The organism is Oceanobacillus jordanicus (assembly GCF_022095695.1).
In the GTDB taxonomy this organism is placed as follows: Bacteria; Bacillota; Bacilli; order Bacillales; family Amphibacillaceae; genus Oceanobacillus_B; species Oceanobacillus_B jordanicus.
Window position 1 is genome coordinate 252,667 of record NZ_JAIFZM010000003.1, and the last position, 17,107, is coordinate 269,773.

General features: G+C 39.4%; 17 protein-coding genes and 1 other annotated feature. Of the genes, 2 read left to right on the plus strand and 15 right to left on the minus strand.

The annotated features are described in order from the left end of the window. Positions 1-86 precede the first annotated feature (86 nt). The 11 genes from K3T81_RS05275 to K3T81_RS05325 all read right to left on the minus strand — a co-directional run bounded on the left by K3T81_RS05275 (position 87) and on the right by K3T81_RS05325 (position 12,500). Positions 87-1,205 (minus strand): ABC transporter permease, encoded by a 1,119-nt coding sequence (locus K3T81_RS05275; RefSeq protein WP_238018683.1) that lies wholly within the window; start codon positions 1,203-1,205, stop codon positions 87-89. After that, on the minus strand, positions 1,202-2,455 hold the full coding sequence (locus K3T81_RS05280; protein ID WP_238018684.1) for an ABC transporter permease: 1,254 nt from the start codon (positions 2,453-2,455) through the stop codon (positions 1,202-1,204). The genes K3T81_RS05275 and K3T81_RS05280 overlap by 4 nt, the downstream gene beginning before the upstream one ends. Positions 2,456-2,465: 10 nt before the next feature. Further along, positions 2,466-3,398, minus strand: coding sequence for an ABC transporter ATP-binding protein (locus tag K3T81_RS05285; protein WP_238018685.1), 933 nt, complete (start codon positions 3,396-3,398; stop codon positions 2,466-2,468). Positions 3,399-3,597: 199 nt separating this feature from the next. Further along, entirely contained in the window at positions 3,598-4,233 is a 636-nt protein-coding gene (locus K3T81_RS05290) for a response regulator transcription factor (protein ID WP_238018686.1), read from the minus strand. An 11-nt stretch (positions 4,234-4,244) separates the two neighbouring features. Then, positions 4,245-5,138 (minus strand): sensor histidine kinase, encoded by an 894-nt coding sequence (locus K3T81_RS05295; protein WP_238018687.1) that lies wholly within the window; start codon positions 5,136-5,138, stop codon positions 4,245-4,247. A 194-nt stretch (positions 5,139-5,332) separates the two neighbouring features. Then, entirely contained in the window at positions 5,333-6,637 is a 1,305-nt protein-coding gene (locus tag K3T81_RS05300) for a M20 family metallo-hydrolase (protein WP_238018689.1), read from the minus strand. Between the two features lie 165 nt (positions 6,638-6,802). Beyond that, the gene (locus K3T81_RS05305; RefSeq protein WP_238018691.1) at positions 6,803-7,633 is read right to left on the minus strand and encodes an energy-coupling factor transporter transmembrane component T family protein; all 831 of its coding nucleotides are present in this window, start codon (positions 7,631-7,633) and stop codon (positions 6,803-6,805) included. Next, positions 7,624-9,327 carry an ABC transporter ATP-binding protein gene (locus K3T81_RS05310; RefSeq protein WP_238018693.1) on the minus strand — a complete coding sequence of 568 codons (1,704 nt, stop codon included), beginning with the start codon at positions 9,325-9,327 and terminating at the stop codon, positions 7,624-7,626. The genes K3T81_RS05305 and K3T81_RS05310 overlap by 10 nt, the downstream gene beginning before the upstream one ends. A gap of 54 nt (positions 9,328-9,381) precedes the next feature. Then, entirely contained in the window at positions 9,382-9,930 is a 549-nt protein-coding gene (locus K3T81_RS05315; RefSeq protein ID WP_238018695.1) for an ECF-type riboflavin transporter substrate-binding protein, read from the minus strand. 27 nt (positions 9,931-9,957) lie between these two features. Further along, positions 9,958-10,812 (minus strand): SAM hydrolase/SAM-dependent halogenase family protein, encoded by an 855-nt coding sequence (locus K3T81_RS05320; RefSeq protein ID WP_238018697.1) that lies wholly within the window; start codon positions 10,810-10,812, stop codon positions 9,958-9,960. A 60-nt stretch (positions 10,813-10,872) separates the two neighbouring features. Next, positions 10,873-11,145 (minus strand) — a binding site (T-box leader). A gap of 851 nt (positions 11,146-11,996) precedes the next feature. Then, positions 11,997-12,500: a DNA-deoxyinosine glycosylase gene (locus K3T81_RS05325; RefSeq protein ID WP_238018699.1), complete on the minus strand. Its 504-nt coding sequence runs from the start codon at positions 12,498-12,500 to the stop codon at positions 11,997-11,999. A gap of 81 nt (positions 12,501-12,581) precedes the next feature. Between K3T81_RS05325 and K3T81_RS05330 the strand changes: the two genes are divergently transcribed. Next, positions 12,582-13,517, plus strand: coding sequence for an NADP-dependent oxidoreductase (locus K3T81_RS05330; RefSeq protein ID WP_238018701.1), 936 nt, complete (start codon positions 12,582-12,584; stop codon positions 13,515-13,517). Positions 13,518-13,664: 147 nt separating this feature from the next. On the opposite strand, the gene K3T81_RS05335 is transcribed toward K3T81_RS05330, so the two are convergent. The 4 genes from K3T81_RS05335 to K3T81_RS05350 form a co-directional block, all read right to left on the minus strand. Continuing rightward, entirely contained in the window at positions 13,665-13,895 is a 231-nt protein-coding gene (locus K3T81_RS05335; RefSeq protein ID WP_119578165.1) for a hypothetical protein, read from the minus strand. A 130-nt stretch (positions 13,896-14,025) separates the two neighbouring features. Further along, positions 14,026-14,508, minus strand: a complete 483-nt coding sequence (locus K3T81_RS05340) for a hypothetical protein (RefSeq protein ID WP_238018703.1) — start codon at positions 14,506-14,508, stop codon at positions 14,026-14,028. A 59-nt stretch (positions 14,509-14,567) separates the two neighbouring features. After that, positions 14,568-14,960 (minus strand): hypothetical protein, encoded by a 393-nt coding sequence (locus tag K3T81_RS05345; RefSeq protein ID WP_238018705.1) that lies wholly within the window; start codon positions 14,958-14,960, stop codon positions 14,568-14,570. Positions 14,961-15,011: 51 nt separating this feature from the next. After that, on the minus strand, positions 15,012-15,998 hold the full coding sequence (locus K3T81_RS05350; RefSeq protein WP_238018707.1) for a phosphotransferase: 987 nt from the start codon (positions 15,996-15,998) through the stop codon (positions 15,012-15,014). Positions 15,999-16,146: 148 nt separating this feature from the next. On the opposite strand from K3T81_RS05350, the gene K3T81_RS05355 reads away from it, so the two are divergent. Next, positions 16,147-17,094, plus strand: coding sequence for a DMT family transporter (locus K3T81_RS05355; RefSeq protein WP_238018709.1), 948 nt, complete (start codon positions 16,147-16,149; stop codon positions 17,092-17,094). Positions 17,095-17,107: the final 13 nt, after the last annotated feature.

A 17,107-nucleotide genomic window follows, 5' to 3' on the forward strand; every position in this document is an offset into this window, starting at 1 on the left:
ATAAGGAAGATTATAGCAAGTTTCTCATGTGAATTCTACTCTTCACGATGGGACGTTAAAAAAAGAGCTGGTCGGTAACCAGCTCTTTAAACATGTCTTCTCTCCATCAGATGGATGCCAAGCCCTGTCATCACTACTCCCATTAACACTAAAATACTGATAGGGAATAATAAGTCCTCAAGGGTATACCCATATAGTACCACACCGTTCAATATTTCCATTCCATATGTTAATGGGTTAATCTTAGAAATTGTAATTAGAATCTTAGATTCCACAATTTCGAGCGGCCAGTACGCCCCACCAATCATCGCCATACTTACTGCGATAATGGGGATAATCGCATTAAACTGTTGGACATTCTTCACTATCGCGGTAAACAATATAGATAGTGCCACTATGGAAAATATATAAGGTGTTATCAACAGCAACGCTTCTAAGAATTTCCCATGGAAATCAACACCTATCCAAAATCGGAAAATACAGAAGATAATTACAATCTGAACATAGCCTTCTATAAAGCTATAAACCAAGTTGGCCACATAAACTTCCCATTTTCTTACTGGGGATAAGATCATACGATCCCAAATCCCATCACGCTTTTCTACTAGAATTGGTTGTAGCTTATAGGCAATCGTATAGATCACAAAAAATAGAGTAAAGCCAAACAATGTTTGAAAAGTATTATCATAAATAACGGCATCCTCGCTACGGAAACTTGTTGTCTCCATTTCAAAGGCAGGTATATTCATCGATTTATCAAACGCTTCAAGAACCGACACACGTTCTTCCTCGGCATTCGTAGCGGAAACCTCTAATAGTGCCGTTTCAAGGTTATGTGCCCGATAAGCTCGCTGGATGGCTTGCTCAATCATTGTAGCATTTGGGGAGTCCACTCCAACTATGAGTTGATAGGAAGTATCACGAAGAATTACGCCAACTTCCGCTTTCCCATTCTCAATTTGCTCAAGCATCTCCTCTTCTTCTTTCAACCAATTAAATCGAAATGCTTCATCCTCTTTTAGTACTTTCTCAAGTGTTGAACCTTTAACTGAATTATCCTCAGCATAAATTGGTACAGAGATGGTTGTAGCAGCGCCATTACCGCCTATGATGAGAGCAAAGCCAATCGACATAACAGTAAAGATAATAAATGTCCAAGGGTTGCGAATAAACATGCGTATTTTTGTGAGAAGTATACCAATCATAATGCAGCCCCCCTCTTTGGAAAACTCCAAGCTGCAATAACAATGGAAACAAACCCGAACAATAGCAGAAATGCTACGTGATCGGTAACATCACTTAATTCATTGCCACGCAACAATGTAATATAGGCCGACATTCCCGCACCATTTGGTGTTAAATTTCCTAATGTTGCAATAAATGCAGATGAATCTCCAAGTGGGAAGAAACTTCCACCTAGTAAAGCCATCAAGGATACAAGAATATTGGAGAAAAAGTTAGTAATTACCTCAGAGTGGAGGCGATAGCTTAAGGCTGTTAGTAATACAGCAATCCCACCAACCGCTACAGCATACGCCGTTGTAACAAAGGTGAATCCAAGCAAGTTAGGCCACGTGACGCCAAAGACAATCCATGAAAATCCAAAGATGATAACCAAGTGTAAAAATGCAAATAACATACCAGATAGAAGAATACCGACAAAGTAAACCCACCTTGAGACGTTTGCCAATATAATTCGGTCAAAAACAAAAATATTTTTCTCAAGAAATGCAATCGATCCAATTGCCGAGGCAATGAACAGTACGTTCATCACAGCCATTCCAACAGTATAATAGTCCTTTGAGCTTATTGGAACTTGTTGGTCCAACGTCAAAACATCTGCTGTAACATTTTGCAGATTTTCTTCAAGGTTTTCTGGATTAATCGCTTCCTCCTGTAAAAATGTTTGCAATGTAAGCTGTTCCTGGAATTGCTTGAGAATACCATCTACAATGCTTACACCAAGCTGATGTTCCGTATTGGTAAACAGTTGTAGAGAAGGCTGGTTTTCCTCACCTAACAAGGAGTACTCCAATATTTCATATGTGAAATTATCAGGAACCTCTATTAGGGCAGTATAGGTGTTGTCGTCCAATACCTTTTCCTTGTCCAAGGGTGATATTTCCTCTAACGTAATATACTTTGCAGCTTCATCACTACCAAAAACATCTTCTTTCAACCGTTGTATCGGTAAGATATCATCTAGTTGGTTTAATACAGCCGGCGGAAGCTCGCCCTTCTTATCCTCACTAAACCTCTCTAACTGAGCGTCCTCTTGCTCCTGCTCTACAATTCCTAGTTTGACTTGAATAGTTGGGCTCTCTCCGTTCATAAAACTACTTAGTGCCACGCCTAGTATTAAAATGAGGATGATTGGTAATCCGACGAGTAATAATAATTGCACGGGATTACGAATGAGTACTAAGGCTTGCTTTTTTATAATTTGTCCTATCATTCCTACACCCCTAATCCCTTAAAGCGCGACCTGTGAGGTGTAAGAATACATCCTCCAGAGTAGGCGTTTTATTATGAACAGACGTTAATTCAATGCCTGCAGTCTCAGCAAGTTTCGTTAAGTCACCAAACATACTCACTTCTTTTGCTACCATAAGCGTGATCTCTTTATCTGTGCTCATAACGCGATTAACAAGCGGGTGCTCTTGCAACATGGCAATAAATTGCTCGTTGAGTTGATCACTTTTTATGGAAATGGTTTTTTCTGAAGATAAAATACGTTTAATCTCTTCGTTTGTACCAGAAGCTATAAGGTTTCCCTGGTCCATAATATAAATGCGATCACATAGAAACTCTACCTCTTCCATGTAATGACTCGTGTATATTACCGTCATAGCCCTTTCTTTATTTAGTCGCTTTACGGTTTCCAGAATATAATTTCGTGATTGCGGATCTATTCCCACTGTCGGTTCATCCATAATAAGCAGCTCTGGGTCATGTAATAATGCAACGCCAATATTAAGTCGGCGCTTCATTCCACCTGAAAAAGTCTGTACCACATCCTTCTTTCTATCTGCTAACCCAACCAAATCAAGAATTTCCTGTATTCTCTTTTTTAAAATGGAGCCTTTGAGTCGATACATTCTACCGAAAAACTGCAAATTTTCTTCTGCTGTAAGGTCCGTATATAAGGCAATCTCCTGGGGAACCATTCCTACGATTTTACGGAATTCACCTGGTTTTTTTAAAATACTTTTATTATTATAACGGACATCCCCAGCAGTGGGTTCTGCTAAGGAGGAAATCATCGAAATAGCTGTAGATTTACCAGCACCATTTGGACCTAGTAAACCAATGATTTCTCCGCGTTCAACAAACATATTTAAACTCTTTACTGCATAAAACTGTTTAAATTTTTTTGAAAGACCATCTAATTCCAACATGTTTTCTCGCCTCCTTCCATTTAATCTTAAGATAAAACATAGCTGAAGCATACTGTCTGTAGTCATGTAATGCTTCTTCTCATTATGACTTAAGTCACTTCTTTAATATGCCTTTTATTGTCGTAATCTTAAAAATTCTACCTATGAAAAATTTACTAGCGTGCAAAAAAAAGCTCACCCGATGGAGAGCTTTTAAACGTTAATCAGATATGTCATGCTTTATAGCATAAATGGCAAGCTGCGTGCGGTCACGCTGCCCTGTTTTTTGCAAAATATGGGTTAGATGATTCTTAACCGTTCCAACAGACAAGAATAGTGCAGAGGCAATTTCTTTATTCGTTTTCCCCTCACCCACGAGCTTTGTAATGGCCATTTCTCTATCAGATAGAGTGACTTCAGGTCGTGGCGTCTCGGTTGAACGCTCTAATAATTTCGGCATCACTTTTGCTGCCACTTCTTCGTGTAACGTTAGACCACCGTTCATACAGCTATGTACTGCAGCAATTAATTTTGCTGACTCTGAGGTCTTAAGTAAAAAGCCATTTGCACCTTGCCTTAGTGCTTCCACTGCATATGCATCATCGTTAAAGGTAGTTAAAATGAGTATCTTAACATGGGGCCACTTTTGTTTAATTACGCTTGTGGCTTCTATCCCATTCATCACAGGCATCCGTACATCCATCATCACAAAGTCAATAAGATGCTTTTCCAATATGTGAATGGCTTCCTGTCCATTTGCCGCTTCATGAGCTACTGTTATCTTCTCATCCTGCTCCAAAATAACCTTAAGACCTTGTCTTACTATGACTTGATCTTCTACAAGTAAAACCTGCATTCTCATCCCCCCTAACCCTCACTGGGAATCATCCCCGAAACCACAAATTTGTTGTTCGTCTGTATCACTTCCAAGCTTCCACCTAGCTCACCAACACGCTTTCTCATCATCGATATGCCAAAGCCTTCTTTAAAAGAAGTTGCTTTATGTAATGAATTTTCGATTTCAAATGCAATAGCTCCTGTAGCTGATTTGCCAAGTGTTACACGCACTTCCCTTGTTTGAGCATGACGCATGGCATTCGTCAGCGCTTCTTGAATAACTCTGTATAATGCAACGCTCTTATCATTAGAAAGTGAAGCAGAGAGAACACCTTGTTTCACGGTGAATTGCACCATAATATGACTTTCTGCTTCAAGTTTACGAATTAGATGTACAACAGTGGCAATTCCTTCGTTCTCCTCAATATTCAGGGCTCGGACCGCTTGCCTTGTTTCCTCAAGGCTCTCTGTCGCCATCCGCTTTAACTCTGTATAATCCTCTGTTTTTCGCTGGATGGAGAGCATTTCCAGTTTCATAATTAATGCTGTAAGCCGGTGCCCCACCGAATCATGAATATCTCGCGCTATTTTGGTGCGCTCTTCTAATCTTGCATCCCGCTCTGCTGCTAAATTCAGCCTTTTAACACTGCGATATTCCCCACGTAGTTGGTCATATAGCTGACGCATTTCCTCTCTTTGTGTAACGATCATGGAAATCCTTGCTGCCAAAATATATAGAACAAGAAGGACCAAGATTCCTTTTACAGTCAATTGATCGTGTAAAGTAAGAGAAAGTAACGAAAGAAGTAAACCAACAGTTAATACAATCCAGGATCTTGGCTTAAGAATACGATAAATCCCGTCTAAAGAATAAAAGTAGAAGAGAGTCATTGTCCAAAATACATCATCTTGTCCAGCTACCAAGAAATGCACCATCCCAATCCCAAAAAGGAAAATGTTTAGAGTGATAGGGAATTTTCCCATAGTCAGGAAAAAATATACCGCAAGTGAAGCAGCAAAAAACAGGATACTTACTGAAAGAAGGTTACTTCCCAATGTAATCATACATATCCATAGTATGCTAAGAACACTAAATCGAAGCCAAAATATCCTCACGTTTACATTCCCCGTTGTTGGATCTTTTCTAAAAATGATTTAAGAACGTGAACCGTTTGAATACAGTCACTTAACTCAGACCATTCATCAGGATGGTGGCTCACCCCATGAATACTTTTCGTGAATAGCATTGCAACAGGTATTTTTTCCCCCACAACCATTGCATCATGCCCTGCCCCACTTGGTAACCGAAATGGAGTTACATCCTTGGATCGGATCGCTTCTTCCAAAAGGTCCTGCGTTTTCTCATTAATTGGTACTGGCGATACACGCATTGTTTCATGGTATGTAATCTGTGTGTTGTGAGCGGAGGCAATCTCCTCACCAGTTTGCCTTACCACCTCAATTAGTTTATTTCGAGTCTCTTTGTGAATATCTCGAATATCCACATATAGAGTTACTTTTCCGGGGATTACGTTCACACCATTTGGTTCCACGTGGAGTTTTCCAACTGTCGCGACCGCACTATCACTAACAGTGGCTGGTAAGCTGGCTACCTTTGTAATAAACGCAGAGGCTGCTACTAGTGCATCCTTTCTGTCATGCATTGGTGTATTTCCTGCATGTCCTGCTTCCCCAGTAAATGTCACTTCAAGCCAACAAGGACCTGCAATCCCTGTTACAATGCCACAGGGCAGGTTTTCTTTTTCCAAGCGCTTTCCTTGTTCAATATGGACTTCCACGAACATTTCAATCGTTTCTTCAGCCCGTTTCGCTTTAGGATAGTCTCCTGCAGATAGGCCTACATCTTGCAGTACCTCTGAAAAGTTCTTCCCGTCACTATCCTTTAACTTTTTCTTAGCTTCCAAATTGCCAAAACCCATTAGGCCTTCACTACCGTTAAAGCCACCATTGAAACGAGCCCCTTCTTCGTCACTAAAGATGACAACTTCATATGGCTTTTCCGGCTGGTATCCCGTTTCCTTCCAGGCTTCTGCTACTTCTAGTGCAGCAAGAACCCCTAAGGGCCCATCAAACTGACCGCCGTTTGGCACACTGTCTACATGAGAGCCACTTAAAATGGCGGGTAAATGATCTTGTTTACCAGCAAGTCGACCGAACACATTACCAGCCTCGTCACGATGGACGGCAAGACCAGCCTCCGACATCCAAACTGCAACCATATCCTTTGCTTGCTTCTCTTCCTGAGAATAACCAGGGCGGTTTGAACCTTTATCTGCGGTGAGGCCAATTTCGGACAGCGCCGCAAATCTTGCTGCCATTCTTTTTCCTGAGATACCATCATAATTCAGCGTATCTTTATAAGAATCCATTAATTTATCGTAAAACGTATCCTTCCAGCTCATACGAAAACCTCCGTTTCTTTTCATTAAACATATCAAAAATATCAGACATTGAAAATATGAAGTGCGTGAAACATCGTAATCTTAAAAAGTCTTTTAGCTAATGCTAGATACTATGTAACACCCTTCTAATGGTAAAAGGCGAATGCGAAATACATGCATTCACCTTTAGTAAAACGGGTTATAGAAGCGACTGCCATCATAAAACGTTATGACCAATGACAGAATCAGTAAAACCACACCCGTAACGATTGTAATATAATCTGCCCGTCGAAAAGCTGTGGCATTGTACCACGTACGCTTTTTCTTTTTCCCAAATCCCCGGAGCTCCATCGCATTACTAATTACTTCGATTCTTTCTAAACTGGAGAATATTAATGGCATCACAATTACTGCTGCATTTTTTATTCTTTTTGTCAGTTTTTCATTTTTAGACAGGTCTGCTCCTCTAGCCTGTTGTGCTTGGGCAATGGTTCTGAATTCACGTTGGATATCCGGGATATAACGTAAAGTCAAGGATACCGAATAAGCGATTTTATAAGGTACGCCAATACGATTAAGAGAAGAGGCAAACTCGCTTGGATGAGTTGTAACAATAAATAATAGGGCTGCAGGTATAACAACAAAATATTTTAACGTGATATTAAAGTGATAAAACAACTGCTCTAATGTAACATTATACCTGCCTGCTATTTCCCAAAGGACATGGCTCGTTCCATAAATTTTGACTCCCTCTTGAGGAGAGAAAAGGTATATTGCAATATTATTCAATAATAGAAAAAACAAAATAAACATTAAAACGAAACGGATCTCACTTATTTTTACTTTAGATAATCTAAAGATAACAAAGCTAATGACAAGTAAAGCCAAAAGGATCCACGTATCATAGGTGAGCATGGCAGCTGTCGACCAGCAAAGAAAAATAATCAACTTTGTTGCACCAGAAAGTTCGTGGACTCGAGACTGCTTCTTTATGTAGGCGAGCATTTCTACTGCCATGTTCTCACCTCTCTATCATAGGCAATAAAACGGGCTACAAACTCTCCTGGATCCGCAATCTCGGCCCGGACAGCCAGTTCGAATAAGGAGGTGACCTTCAAGTTAGTAGCATGAATAACTGCTTGATTCGTTAAGACATTTACTGCTGTGTCATCTGCTATCTTCTTTCCTTGGGCAATCGCAATGGCACGGGGTGTGTATTCAAGCATAAGGTGCATGTCATGGGTAATCATGATAATTGTTATGCCCCGTCGATTGAGATCCTCTAGAAATTCCATTATCTCTGTATAATGGCGGAAATCTTGCCCTGCGGTTGGTTCATCAAGGATGAGTACCTCTGGCTCTAACACTAGAATAGATGCTATGGTAACTCGCTTTTTTTGTCCAAAGCTAAGTGCGCTTATCGGCCAGTTTCGGAAAGGGTAAAGTCCGCAAATGCGTAGTATTTTTTCTACTCGCTCCTTGATAAGATTATCTGCTATTCCCCGTTTAACCAGTCCTAACGCAACCTCATCATAGATTAAATGCTTGGAAATCATCTGGTTCGGATTTTGCATAACCATTCCAATTCGCTCAGAGCGTTGGTGGATACTATCTGACGTAATATCTTCCCCCTTATAAAGAATTCTGCCACGTTGTACCTTTTCAAAACCGACGATTAACTTTGATACCGTTGATTTTCCTGCCCCATTTTGGCCAACTATGCTGACCATTTCCCCTTGATGAATGGTAAAGGACATATCTTGGATAGCGGTCTTTCCAGTATCGTAAGCAAAGGTTACATTATCAACTTCAAGGATGGGAGAACTGCTTTCATTCAGTTCTTTATGAGGGCGATCCTCATACCAATCCTGTAACTTTCCTTTATTTATTTCTATGGTATCAGGATGTGCTGGTTTCATTGCTTCTGTAATCGTACAACCAGCATATTTCATTGCCCTAATGTATAGTGGTTCTCGAATATTATTCTCCAACAATACTGTTGATGATAGTAATTCATCAGGGGTGGAATCTGACACGATTTCCCCATCATTTACAACAATGATACGATCCACATCACGATATAATACATCCTCGAGACGGTGTTCAATCATGATAATCGTTTTATTACTTTCCTTGTGGATTTGGTCAATGAGCGCAATGGAATACTTCCCTGTTGCTGGATCAAGATTTGCAAGTGGCTCATCAAATAAGAGTACATCCACATCATCAACCATGACACCACCAAGCGAAACCCGCTGTTTTTGCCCTCCAGATAGTTGGTGGAGTGAGGACTCTAAATAATTTTCCATATTTACTAGCTGTGCTACTTGCTCCACCCTCTCTTTCATTTGCTCGTTTGCTACAGCGTCGTTTTCTAGTGCAAAGGCAATATCCTCACCAACGGTTAGTCCAATAAACTGTCCATCTGGGTCTTGCATAACGGTCCCAACCACTTTGGATAACGTAAACAGGTCTAGCTCTTTTGTTTCCATGCCTTTAATCGTAAGGCTTCCTGCTATATCTCCTTTATAAGCGAAAGGAACAAGACCATTTATACAATGTGCTAACGTACTTTTCCCAGAACCAGATGGGCCAACAATTAATACTTTCTCACCTTCGTATATGGTTAAATTAATATTTGTTAGTGACGGCTCTGTTTGACTTCGGTATTTAAATGTAAAATCTTTAAATGAAACAATTGGCTTTTTCATTATTTACTCCTAGGGCTATCTTTAATTTCTGCGACGTCCAATGTGTTAGACGCCTTATTCCTTAGAAAGACTGTTGCCTTGACTGCGTGTTTTTGCATAGACAACAAGTAACAATGTACCCAGGATTCCAACCATTGCAATATTCGATATTGCTGCGATAACACCTTGAGTAAATACTTTATTGGCAGGCTCTGCATAGATCAGAATATCAAGGATAGGAGCTACTAAAATCCAGCCGACTGCTTGGACAGAAGCCTGTATCACATTAAATAAAAGAATTTGTTTGGAAGCAAACACACCTGCTTCGATATTGATTCGTTTGGCAATAAGTCCAATAAAAAATCCAACAAACAATGAAACCAATACCCAGCTCCACCAAACAGAGCCATATGAAATGGCATCCTTTAAAGCGTGCCCGATAAATCCGATAAGCGCTCCTGCTATCGGACCAAAGATAACGGCCATCAATGCGAGAAATGGATAGGTTGTTTCCACATACGTATTTGGTGCAATGGGTATGGAGGCAAACCTTCCTAAAATAACATAGATTGCTGCTCCAATCCCGATCGCTACAATTGTTTTAACTGATAACCCTTTATTCATTTGTCGTTTCCCCTTTTTATTTATTTTTTAATTATAATGGATACTCGAAGTTTTGCGAATACTTATTTTCCAATCGGCCCCTGTTTTAATGTGATATGCCTTAGCAAAGGAGCCTTGGTTAAGTGCCACTCCCAACTTATCCAATGAATTCACATAGATTAGCGGCTCACCAAGTCTACTGTCAGCAAAAGAACGGCCAAATGTCATAATGTTTTTATATACTTGTTGTTGATTGTTGGTGATCGTAACTTCTAAGGAATCGCCATATTGAATGGTTGCCTCTTTAAATAATCCCCGATTAATATTGGTCCACAGATTTCCGAAACGAATATCAAGTATATCGATATTTCCGATAATTACTTCCTTTTCTATTCGTGCATCTGGTTTTGGTAACTCCACAATGTCCTCCACATTTATAATTGGTCCCACCTGCTCGTAGGTAATAATATTCGAAGCAAGCCTAGCCCCCGTGTATGCATAGACATCCCGGCCATGGAAGGTATAAGACTCTCCTGATCGTGGCAAACGATTTATCTTCTCATCAATAATTCTAGCTTCCTTAATGCCAATATGATGCTTAATATGTGTCAGTGTCCCATTATCAGGCGTTACGATATATTGATTATCTGCTGTCTTCACAACAATGCTTAAGCGATCTGTCCCTACACCCGGGTCAACCACTGATACGAAGACTGTCTCTTCAGGCCAGTAGGTAACCGTTTGGTATAATCTGTAAGAAGCCTCCCATATGTTGTATTCCGGGATGTCATGGGTAAGGTCAAATATTCTTAAAGCCGGGTTAACCGAAATGGCTACTCCATACATCGCACTTACTGCCCCATCACTAATTCCAAAGTCTGTTTGTAATACTAATTTACTCATTGTGTACACCCTCCATTTATGTTTACTAATATAAAAAAACCACGCCATTACCGAATAAACGATAAGGACGTGGTTGGTTTAACGTGGTACCACCTTACTTCACCGTCTGCTCACACAGACAGTCTCATCAAGTACGACAGGTAACATCCCCCTGTATATACTGTGGTATTGATAACGAGTACCAAATCTCGTCGGAACCTACTAGTATAAGACATACGTTCAGCACGAAACTCGTGAGGCCATTGTTCAGATTCGTATTTATGCTTCTTTTCAGCGACTGAAGCTCTCTGTGAAAAATAACTAAATCTTACTTTTCCCCGTCAACGTTTTAATTAATTAAATTAAGATTAAAGTTATTATAAGCAGAAACTCCCACAAAAGCAAGTGTATTTTTTAAATATAAGTTATTTTCTAAAAACACCTCTTCAATGCGCTCACATTTCATCATTAATTGACTATGTGGGGTCAGAAAATATGTAACAAAAAAATTTATCTTTTTCACATCCACAAAACCCAATAGAGTCCCGCGAAAAAAGGACTAGGAACAGCCGCTAAATCGCTAAATCCCAACTACATTATAAAGGGTAATTTTACCCAATATAAAGAATCCTGTGAATATTGTACCATTTTTTGTAAATTTCAGGCTATTTTCGGTTTATTTGTTGTATACTATAGGGGACAGTCTATGCAGGGTGAGCTTCGGTCAAAGCTGTAGAAGTACTTCTTTTACTTGGCGACAAAAATCTGGTGAAAGGGGTTGAACAAATTGATTCCAATTGACACAACTCTTGAGTTGATGTTTTTGTTTGCCACACTCGTATTGTTAATCGTTAACAGCCGAGAAAAAAAGTAAGCTACCCTGCCGACGGACGGGAACATTACTTTTTCGTTTAAGAAGTCGCCTCACCCCCCAGAGGATAGCTGTCCGATCCGCAAGTTGCCGCTTGCGGATCGCTTTCTGAGGGTTCAACTAAATGAGATCAAATAAAATCGCCATTTAAATAGTATTGCCTCTTCTTAAAAATTATTCATCTGATTTTTTTTGGACGAATGTGACAAACTCTTCCGCTATGCTTAATTAAATCCTATCATAACAAGCCTCCGGCTGCTACTTGAAAATAAAGCTGTAACACATATTTAACATCTCTATTCCCTCATTACCTCAAAGTGTAAACAAGCTTTCCTTAAAGATACTCTACAATTCTTCTCCATTCCTCTACTTTTCCTTCAAAGGTCTTTGTATATCGACCTGGAATAGGACTGGTTGAGGGAAGCTTTATGACATCAACGCCAGTTAATTGTTCCATCGGGAAATTACGCTTAAACGTGTCATATGCTTTTCCACCATTACAGGCAATAAGTTTAATAGAGGGAAATTGCTCTGTTAGTTCAATAATATTGTTTGGTTCCTCGTCCATAATATTTGCATCTAAACTTCCTCTTCGATAACATTTCCCTATCGTGTCCCAAAGGGCAATACCTTTTTCTTTTACAAAGTCCAATTTTGCTTCATAATCTTGTAATGGAGTTTGATGGAATAAAACGAAAAGAATGTTCCAGAAGTGATTTCTTGGATTCCCATAATATTCTTGTTTCTCAAGAGACTGCCCGCCAGGCATTGAACCAAGGATAAGTACTCTCGGTTTCTCAGGCAAAACCGGCGTGAATGATGATAATTTTTCCTGCATATGTCCAACCTCCATGCCTAAAATGATTGTTTTTCGGGAAATATTGATTGTAACACTATTATAAAGAAAGAAGGGTGCTAGATGAAAGCAATTGTTATTAATGAATACGGATCCGCGGATAAACTAAAGGAAGAGACCCTTCCTATCCCCACACTAGAAGATAATCAAGTCTTAATGGAATTACATGCCACTTCCATTAACCCCATCGATTGGAAATTAAGAGAAGGGGCATTAAAAGAGGGGCTTCCCTTTGAATTCCCTATCATTCTCGGATGGGATGCAGCTGGAGTTGTAGCAAAAACAGGCAAAAACGTGAGCAATTTTAAAGAAGGTGATCGAGTATTTGCTCGACCAGCAACAACAAGAAATGGAACGTACGCTGAATTTACTGCTGTGGAAGAAGACCTTCTTGCCAAAATCCCAGACAATATTCCGTTCGAAGAGGCTGCTGCTGTTCCTTTGGCTGGATTAACCGCATGGCAGTGTTTGGTAGACTTTGGTGGAATAAAAAAGGGAGATAAAGTGCTTATACATGCAGGATCAGGCGGAGTCGGTAGCTATGCCATTCAATTTGCCAAACATTTTGGGGCATATGTAGCTACTACAGCAAGTGGTAAAAATGAATCCTTTGTAAAAGAGCTTGGTGCAGATCAATTTATTAATTACAAAGACACCGATTTCACCGAAGTACTAGAGGATTTTGATATTGTTGTGGACACAATTGGTGGAGAAGTACAGGAAAAAAGCTTTCAGGTTCTTAAAGAAGGTGGAAAACTCGTATCAATTGTGCAACAACCAAATGAAAAACTTGCGAAAGAAAAAAATATTAAAGCGGAATCTATATGGTTAAGAGAGAATGGAGAACAACTTGAAGAAATTGCCCAACTGCTTGAATCAGGAGAAGTCGTTTCCAAGGTAGGTCAAACCTTCCCTCTTACAGAAGAAGGGGTAAAAGAAGCCCATAAACTCAGTGAAACCCATCATGCAAGGGGAAAGATCGTTATTAATATAAGATGAAACTAACAATCAGTGGGGGTTTTCCTTCTTCCCCACTGATTGTTAGTTGATCGAATCGGGGTGTTAACGTCTGTTTACTCCCACTTAAAACTTCATGTTTTGAAGTGGGAGTCTTACGGACGGTTGCACCCTGAAATTTTTATGTAACTATACAAATAAACCTACAACTACGACCGCTACAAGAATAATAATGCCTACTATTAGGGGAGCTCTTTTATTAAAGAAGGACATTTTTTCTAGGAAGTAAATGACTCCAATTGTAACAAGTCCCCCCACAAGATATGCTGTAATTGTGCTTAAGTACATGTCTAAGAAAGGCACACCGAACAATAGCATTTCATAAAGTACGATAAAAGTAAGTATAGTCTTCCATTTCATAAAACAGGTAAACCCCTTCTGCAAAAAGTTAGAAATTATAATATTCCATTATAATCTTCGACTATAAACCTAATTTTAATGGTGGTTAACAACTTTTTATACAGGGAAGACTCGGTATTAATCTATTTAACTAGGAAATATTGTTTTCATCTGCATGATATAGATCAATCCGTTCACGCAAATCTTTCTTCTTTTCTAAATCATGCCATTTCAGCACAAGGTAGACCTTTTTGATATCCTCTAGTGTTATTGGGTTTCCCTCCTGGTCTACATAACTATCTCCCGTTATTTTACCAGTGTTTTCAACTGCAATATTAATGATTTTACCAGTCCGATCTATCTTTTGAATAACTTGGTCTACATCTCCAATAACCGCTCGAACCTCGATATCAAACGAATTCGTCATAAAGCTATCTACGTCTTTCATATCAAGAAATCCGTTTCCTGCGATAAACGAGTCTTCTGATATTTCTATTTCATATCCCTTAACTCTCCAGTGCTGGCCTTCCCCTACTAATGATAAGTAATAATCTTTTAGATTTTCATTATCATCAATACACCCAGCAACAATAAACAAAGAAAGGAATATTGGTATGAACACCAGTTTCCGCATTATCTTCCCCCTTACACTCAGCTTTCTTTTCCCTATTAAATTTAAACGCATTGTCTCCCTTATTCACCACGCTGCTTACTTCGTTTCTTCCATAACGGCGATTCTTTCAGCTTATGCCAAAGTAGTAAGCTATATTTCTTGATTGCTTTTCCAAAATAATGCCATACAAATAAACCGAGCCAAAAAAATAAATAAACATAGCATAAGAGGAGGATAATAGCGGTAAAACGACCTTCACCAATTTGATGAAATAGATGCTCCAACTCACTACGATTCGCTGCTCGACCAACCGTATACAAGAAAGAAAATAACGGTGCGCCGATAGATAAAATAATGGTCATATAAGCAAATGGGATAAGCCTGTCCCTTGCATTACTAATAATAGCGGTTATAAGTGCAGTCATAATAAAAATACCATAGATAATCAAAAAGCTACTGGGAAGTGTCTCCATTCACATTCACTCCTTTAACCTTTAAAAGCTTTGTTTCCGATGCCATCTATTTTATGATTCCCAGTCCTTCGACATGCCCATTCTATCCGTCTTTAACTGCAAGATAAATAGTTCTAAAGCTGTCTCGTCAATCCAGTTGGTGCCCCAGACATCTCTGTTTTGCAGCATTGTACCAAGTAACCAAATCCTTCTTGTTGTAATGAACAATGGCAAAGCCTTTTTATTTTCTTCACCCAGCGAATACTCCTGCTCATAGCCTTGCAAGAAGGTATTCCAGCATTCCTTTTCCTCTTGCTTGTAATTATGAAGGAGATTCCACCAGGCTACCGCCACATCATATGCACGGTAGCCAATCGCACAGCTATCAAAATCAAAGACTTGAAGTGCCCCTTTATATAAATGCATATTATGGTTATGGAAATCACCATGACAGAAACCTGTTTCTAAATTGGCTGTTTCCAATTTTTCTTTTATATACCTTACTGTTTCATTCAACACTTCGACTGCCGTCTCTCCTAAATACCGCTTTAGAATCGGACGAATAAAGCTAGCTGGCTCATCTAGTAAGTGTGTTAAATCAATTGAATAACCACGTTTATGTTCACTAGTGAATCCATTAGACAATCGATGAAGTCTACCTAGAGATTTTCCAATAAGATATGTATTTTCCGGATTAATAGCAGGTCTTTCTCCCTCCGCAAAAGAAAACAACACACCGTAGCGGTCTCCTTCGGGGGCTACTATTTTCTTTACACAAAGACCACCTGTTTCCTGCACAGGTCCTACTGCCTCATATCCCTTATTCTTTAAGTGTAAAATGGCATCCAACTCAAATTTAATTGCAGCTTCATTTCTCCAGCCGTGGCGATAAATTCGATACGCATAGAAAGATTCTTTACCCACCACTTTATATGTATCATTTAGCCCTCTCGTTAAAAAGCGTACATCCTTGATTTTTTCAGCAACCTGGCTCTGCGCAAGGTCAAAAATACTGTCTTCGTCAATCAAAGCATGTTTCACGTTTACTTCTTCTACCATTTTCCTATCCACCTCAAAATTATACTCGCACCTATAGTATTAATTCGTCATATTTTTCCATAATCCTGCTTTACCTATTTTCATTTTACTTTCATAATATTATGTTATTTTTGTACCTATTTGTTATGATGATGAAGAGGTGATGAGAATGAAAGCAATTATTATTGGTATTCTATCTGCATTATTCTTTTCTGTAACGTTTATTTTGAACCGATCGATGGAGCTTGATGGCGGAAGTTGGGCATGGAGTGCTTCATTACGATTTATGTTCATGCTACCACTCTTACTTATTATCGTAGGATACCAACGCAATGTAAAACCCGTCATACAGCATATCATTAAAAAACCGGGGCCCTGGCTTTTATGGAGTTTTGTTGGTTTTGGATTGTTTTATGCCCCACTAACCTTTGCGACCATTTATGGACCAGGCTGGCTTGTAGCGGCTACATTCCAACTAACGATTGTTGCCGGCTCTTTCCTTGTACCGATACTTAATAAGCATACAAAACAAAGGATACCAGTTCAATCTGTGCTTATTTCCTTCATTATACTGAGTGGTGTATTGCTCATGCAATTAGAACATGCAAGTGTTGTCCCACTAACAAGTGTTCTTCTATGTGTTCTCCCTCTTCTTATATCAGCGATTGCATATCCATTGGGAAACCGTAAAATGATGCAGCATGTAAATGGAGAGCTTAACACCTTTCAGCGAATTCTAGGTATGACCATCATGTCCATGCCGTTTTGGATTCTTGTATCTATTTATGGTTTCCTGTCACATGGACTTCCAGAAGTGACACAAATAACCCAAACATTTATTGTTGCTATTTTTTCTGGGGTGATTGCTACAGCATTATTCTTCTATGCCACTGAGCTTGTACGAAATGATAATGAGAAACTGGCTGGGGTGGAGGCAACGCAATCAGGCGAAGTGGTGTTTGCGCTATTTGGTGAAATGCTACTACTTCATGCAGCATTGCCAAGTATAATGTCCTTTGTCGGGATCTTCCTAGTCATTATCGGCATGGTACTTCATAGCCTCGTGACCGTAATTGGAAACCGCAAGAAGCATCCGATCATCAAACAAGCACAATAATACTATTCAATAA

Bases quoted from the DNA above. Each gene is read 5' to 3' on its own strand.
- K3T81_RS05275 (WP_238018683.1), bottom strand. From the start codon at position 1,205: ATGATTGGTATACTTCTCACAAAAATACGCATGTTTATTCGCAACCCT.
- K3T81_RS05280 (WP_238018684.1), bottom strand. From the start codon at position 2,455: ATGATAGGACAAATTATAAAAAAGCAAGCCTTAGTACTCATTCGTAAT.
- K3T81_RS05285 (WP_238018685.1), bottom strand. From the start codon at position 3,398: ATGTTGGAATTAGATGGTCTTTCAAAAAAATTTAAACAGTTTTATGCA.
- K3T81_RS05290 (WP_238018686.1), bottom strand. From the start codon at position 4,233: ATGCAGGTTTTACTTGTAGAAGATCAAGTCATAGTAAGACAAGGTCTT.
- K3T81_RS05300 (WP_238018689.1), bottom strand. From the start codon at position 6,637: ATGAGCTGGAAGGATACGTTTTACGATAAATTAATGGATTCTTATAAA.
- K3T81_RS05305 (WP_238018691.1), bottom strand. From the start codon at position 7,633: ATGGCAGTAGAAATGCTCGCCTACATAAAGAAGCAGTCTCGAGTCCAC.
- K3T81_RS05310 (WP_238018693.1), bottom strand. From the start codon at position 9,327: ATGAAAAAGCCAATTGTTTCATTTAAAGATTTTACATTTAAATACCGA.
- K3T81_RS05315 (WP_238018695.1), bottom strand. From the start codon at position 9,930: ATGAATAAAGGGTTATCAGTTAAAACAATTGTAGCGATCGGGATTGGA.
- K3T81_RS05320 (WP_238018697.1), bottom strand. From the start codon at position 10,812: ATGAGTAAATTAGTATTACAAACAGACTTTGGAATTAGTGATGGGGCA.
- K3T81_RS05325 (WP_238018699.1), bottom strand. From the start codon at position 12,500: ATGCAGGAAAAATTATCATCATTCACGCCGGTTTTGCCTGAGAAACCG.
- K3T81_RS05330 (WP_238018701.1), top strand. From the start codon at position 12,582: ATGAAAGCAATTGTTATTAATGAATACGGATCCGCGGATAAACTAAAG.
- K3T81_RS05335 (WP_119578165.1), bottom strand. From the start codon at position 13,895: ATGAAATGGAAGACTATACTTACTTTTATCGTACTTTATGAAATGCTA.
- K3T81_RS05340 (WP_238018703.1), bottom strand. From the start codon at position 14,508: ATGCGGAAACTGGTGTTCATACCAATATTCCTTTCTTTGTTTATTGTT.
- K3T81_RS05345 (WP_238018705.1), bottom strand. From the start codon at position 14,960: ATGGAGACACTTCCCAGTAGCTTTTTGATTATCTATGGTATTTTTATT.
- K3T81_RS05350 (WP_238018707.1), bottom strand. From the start codon at position 15,998: ATGGTAGAAGAAGTAAACGTGAAACATGCTTTGATTGACGAAGACAGT.
- K3T81_RS05355 (WP_238018709.1), top strand. From the start codon at position 16,147: ATGAAAGCAATTATTATTGGTATTCTATCTGCATTATTCTTTTCTGTA.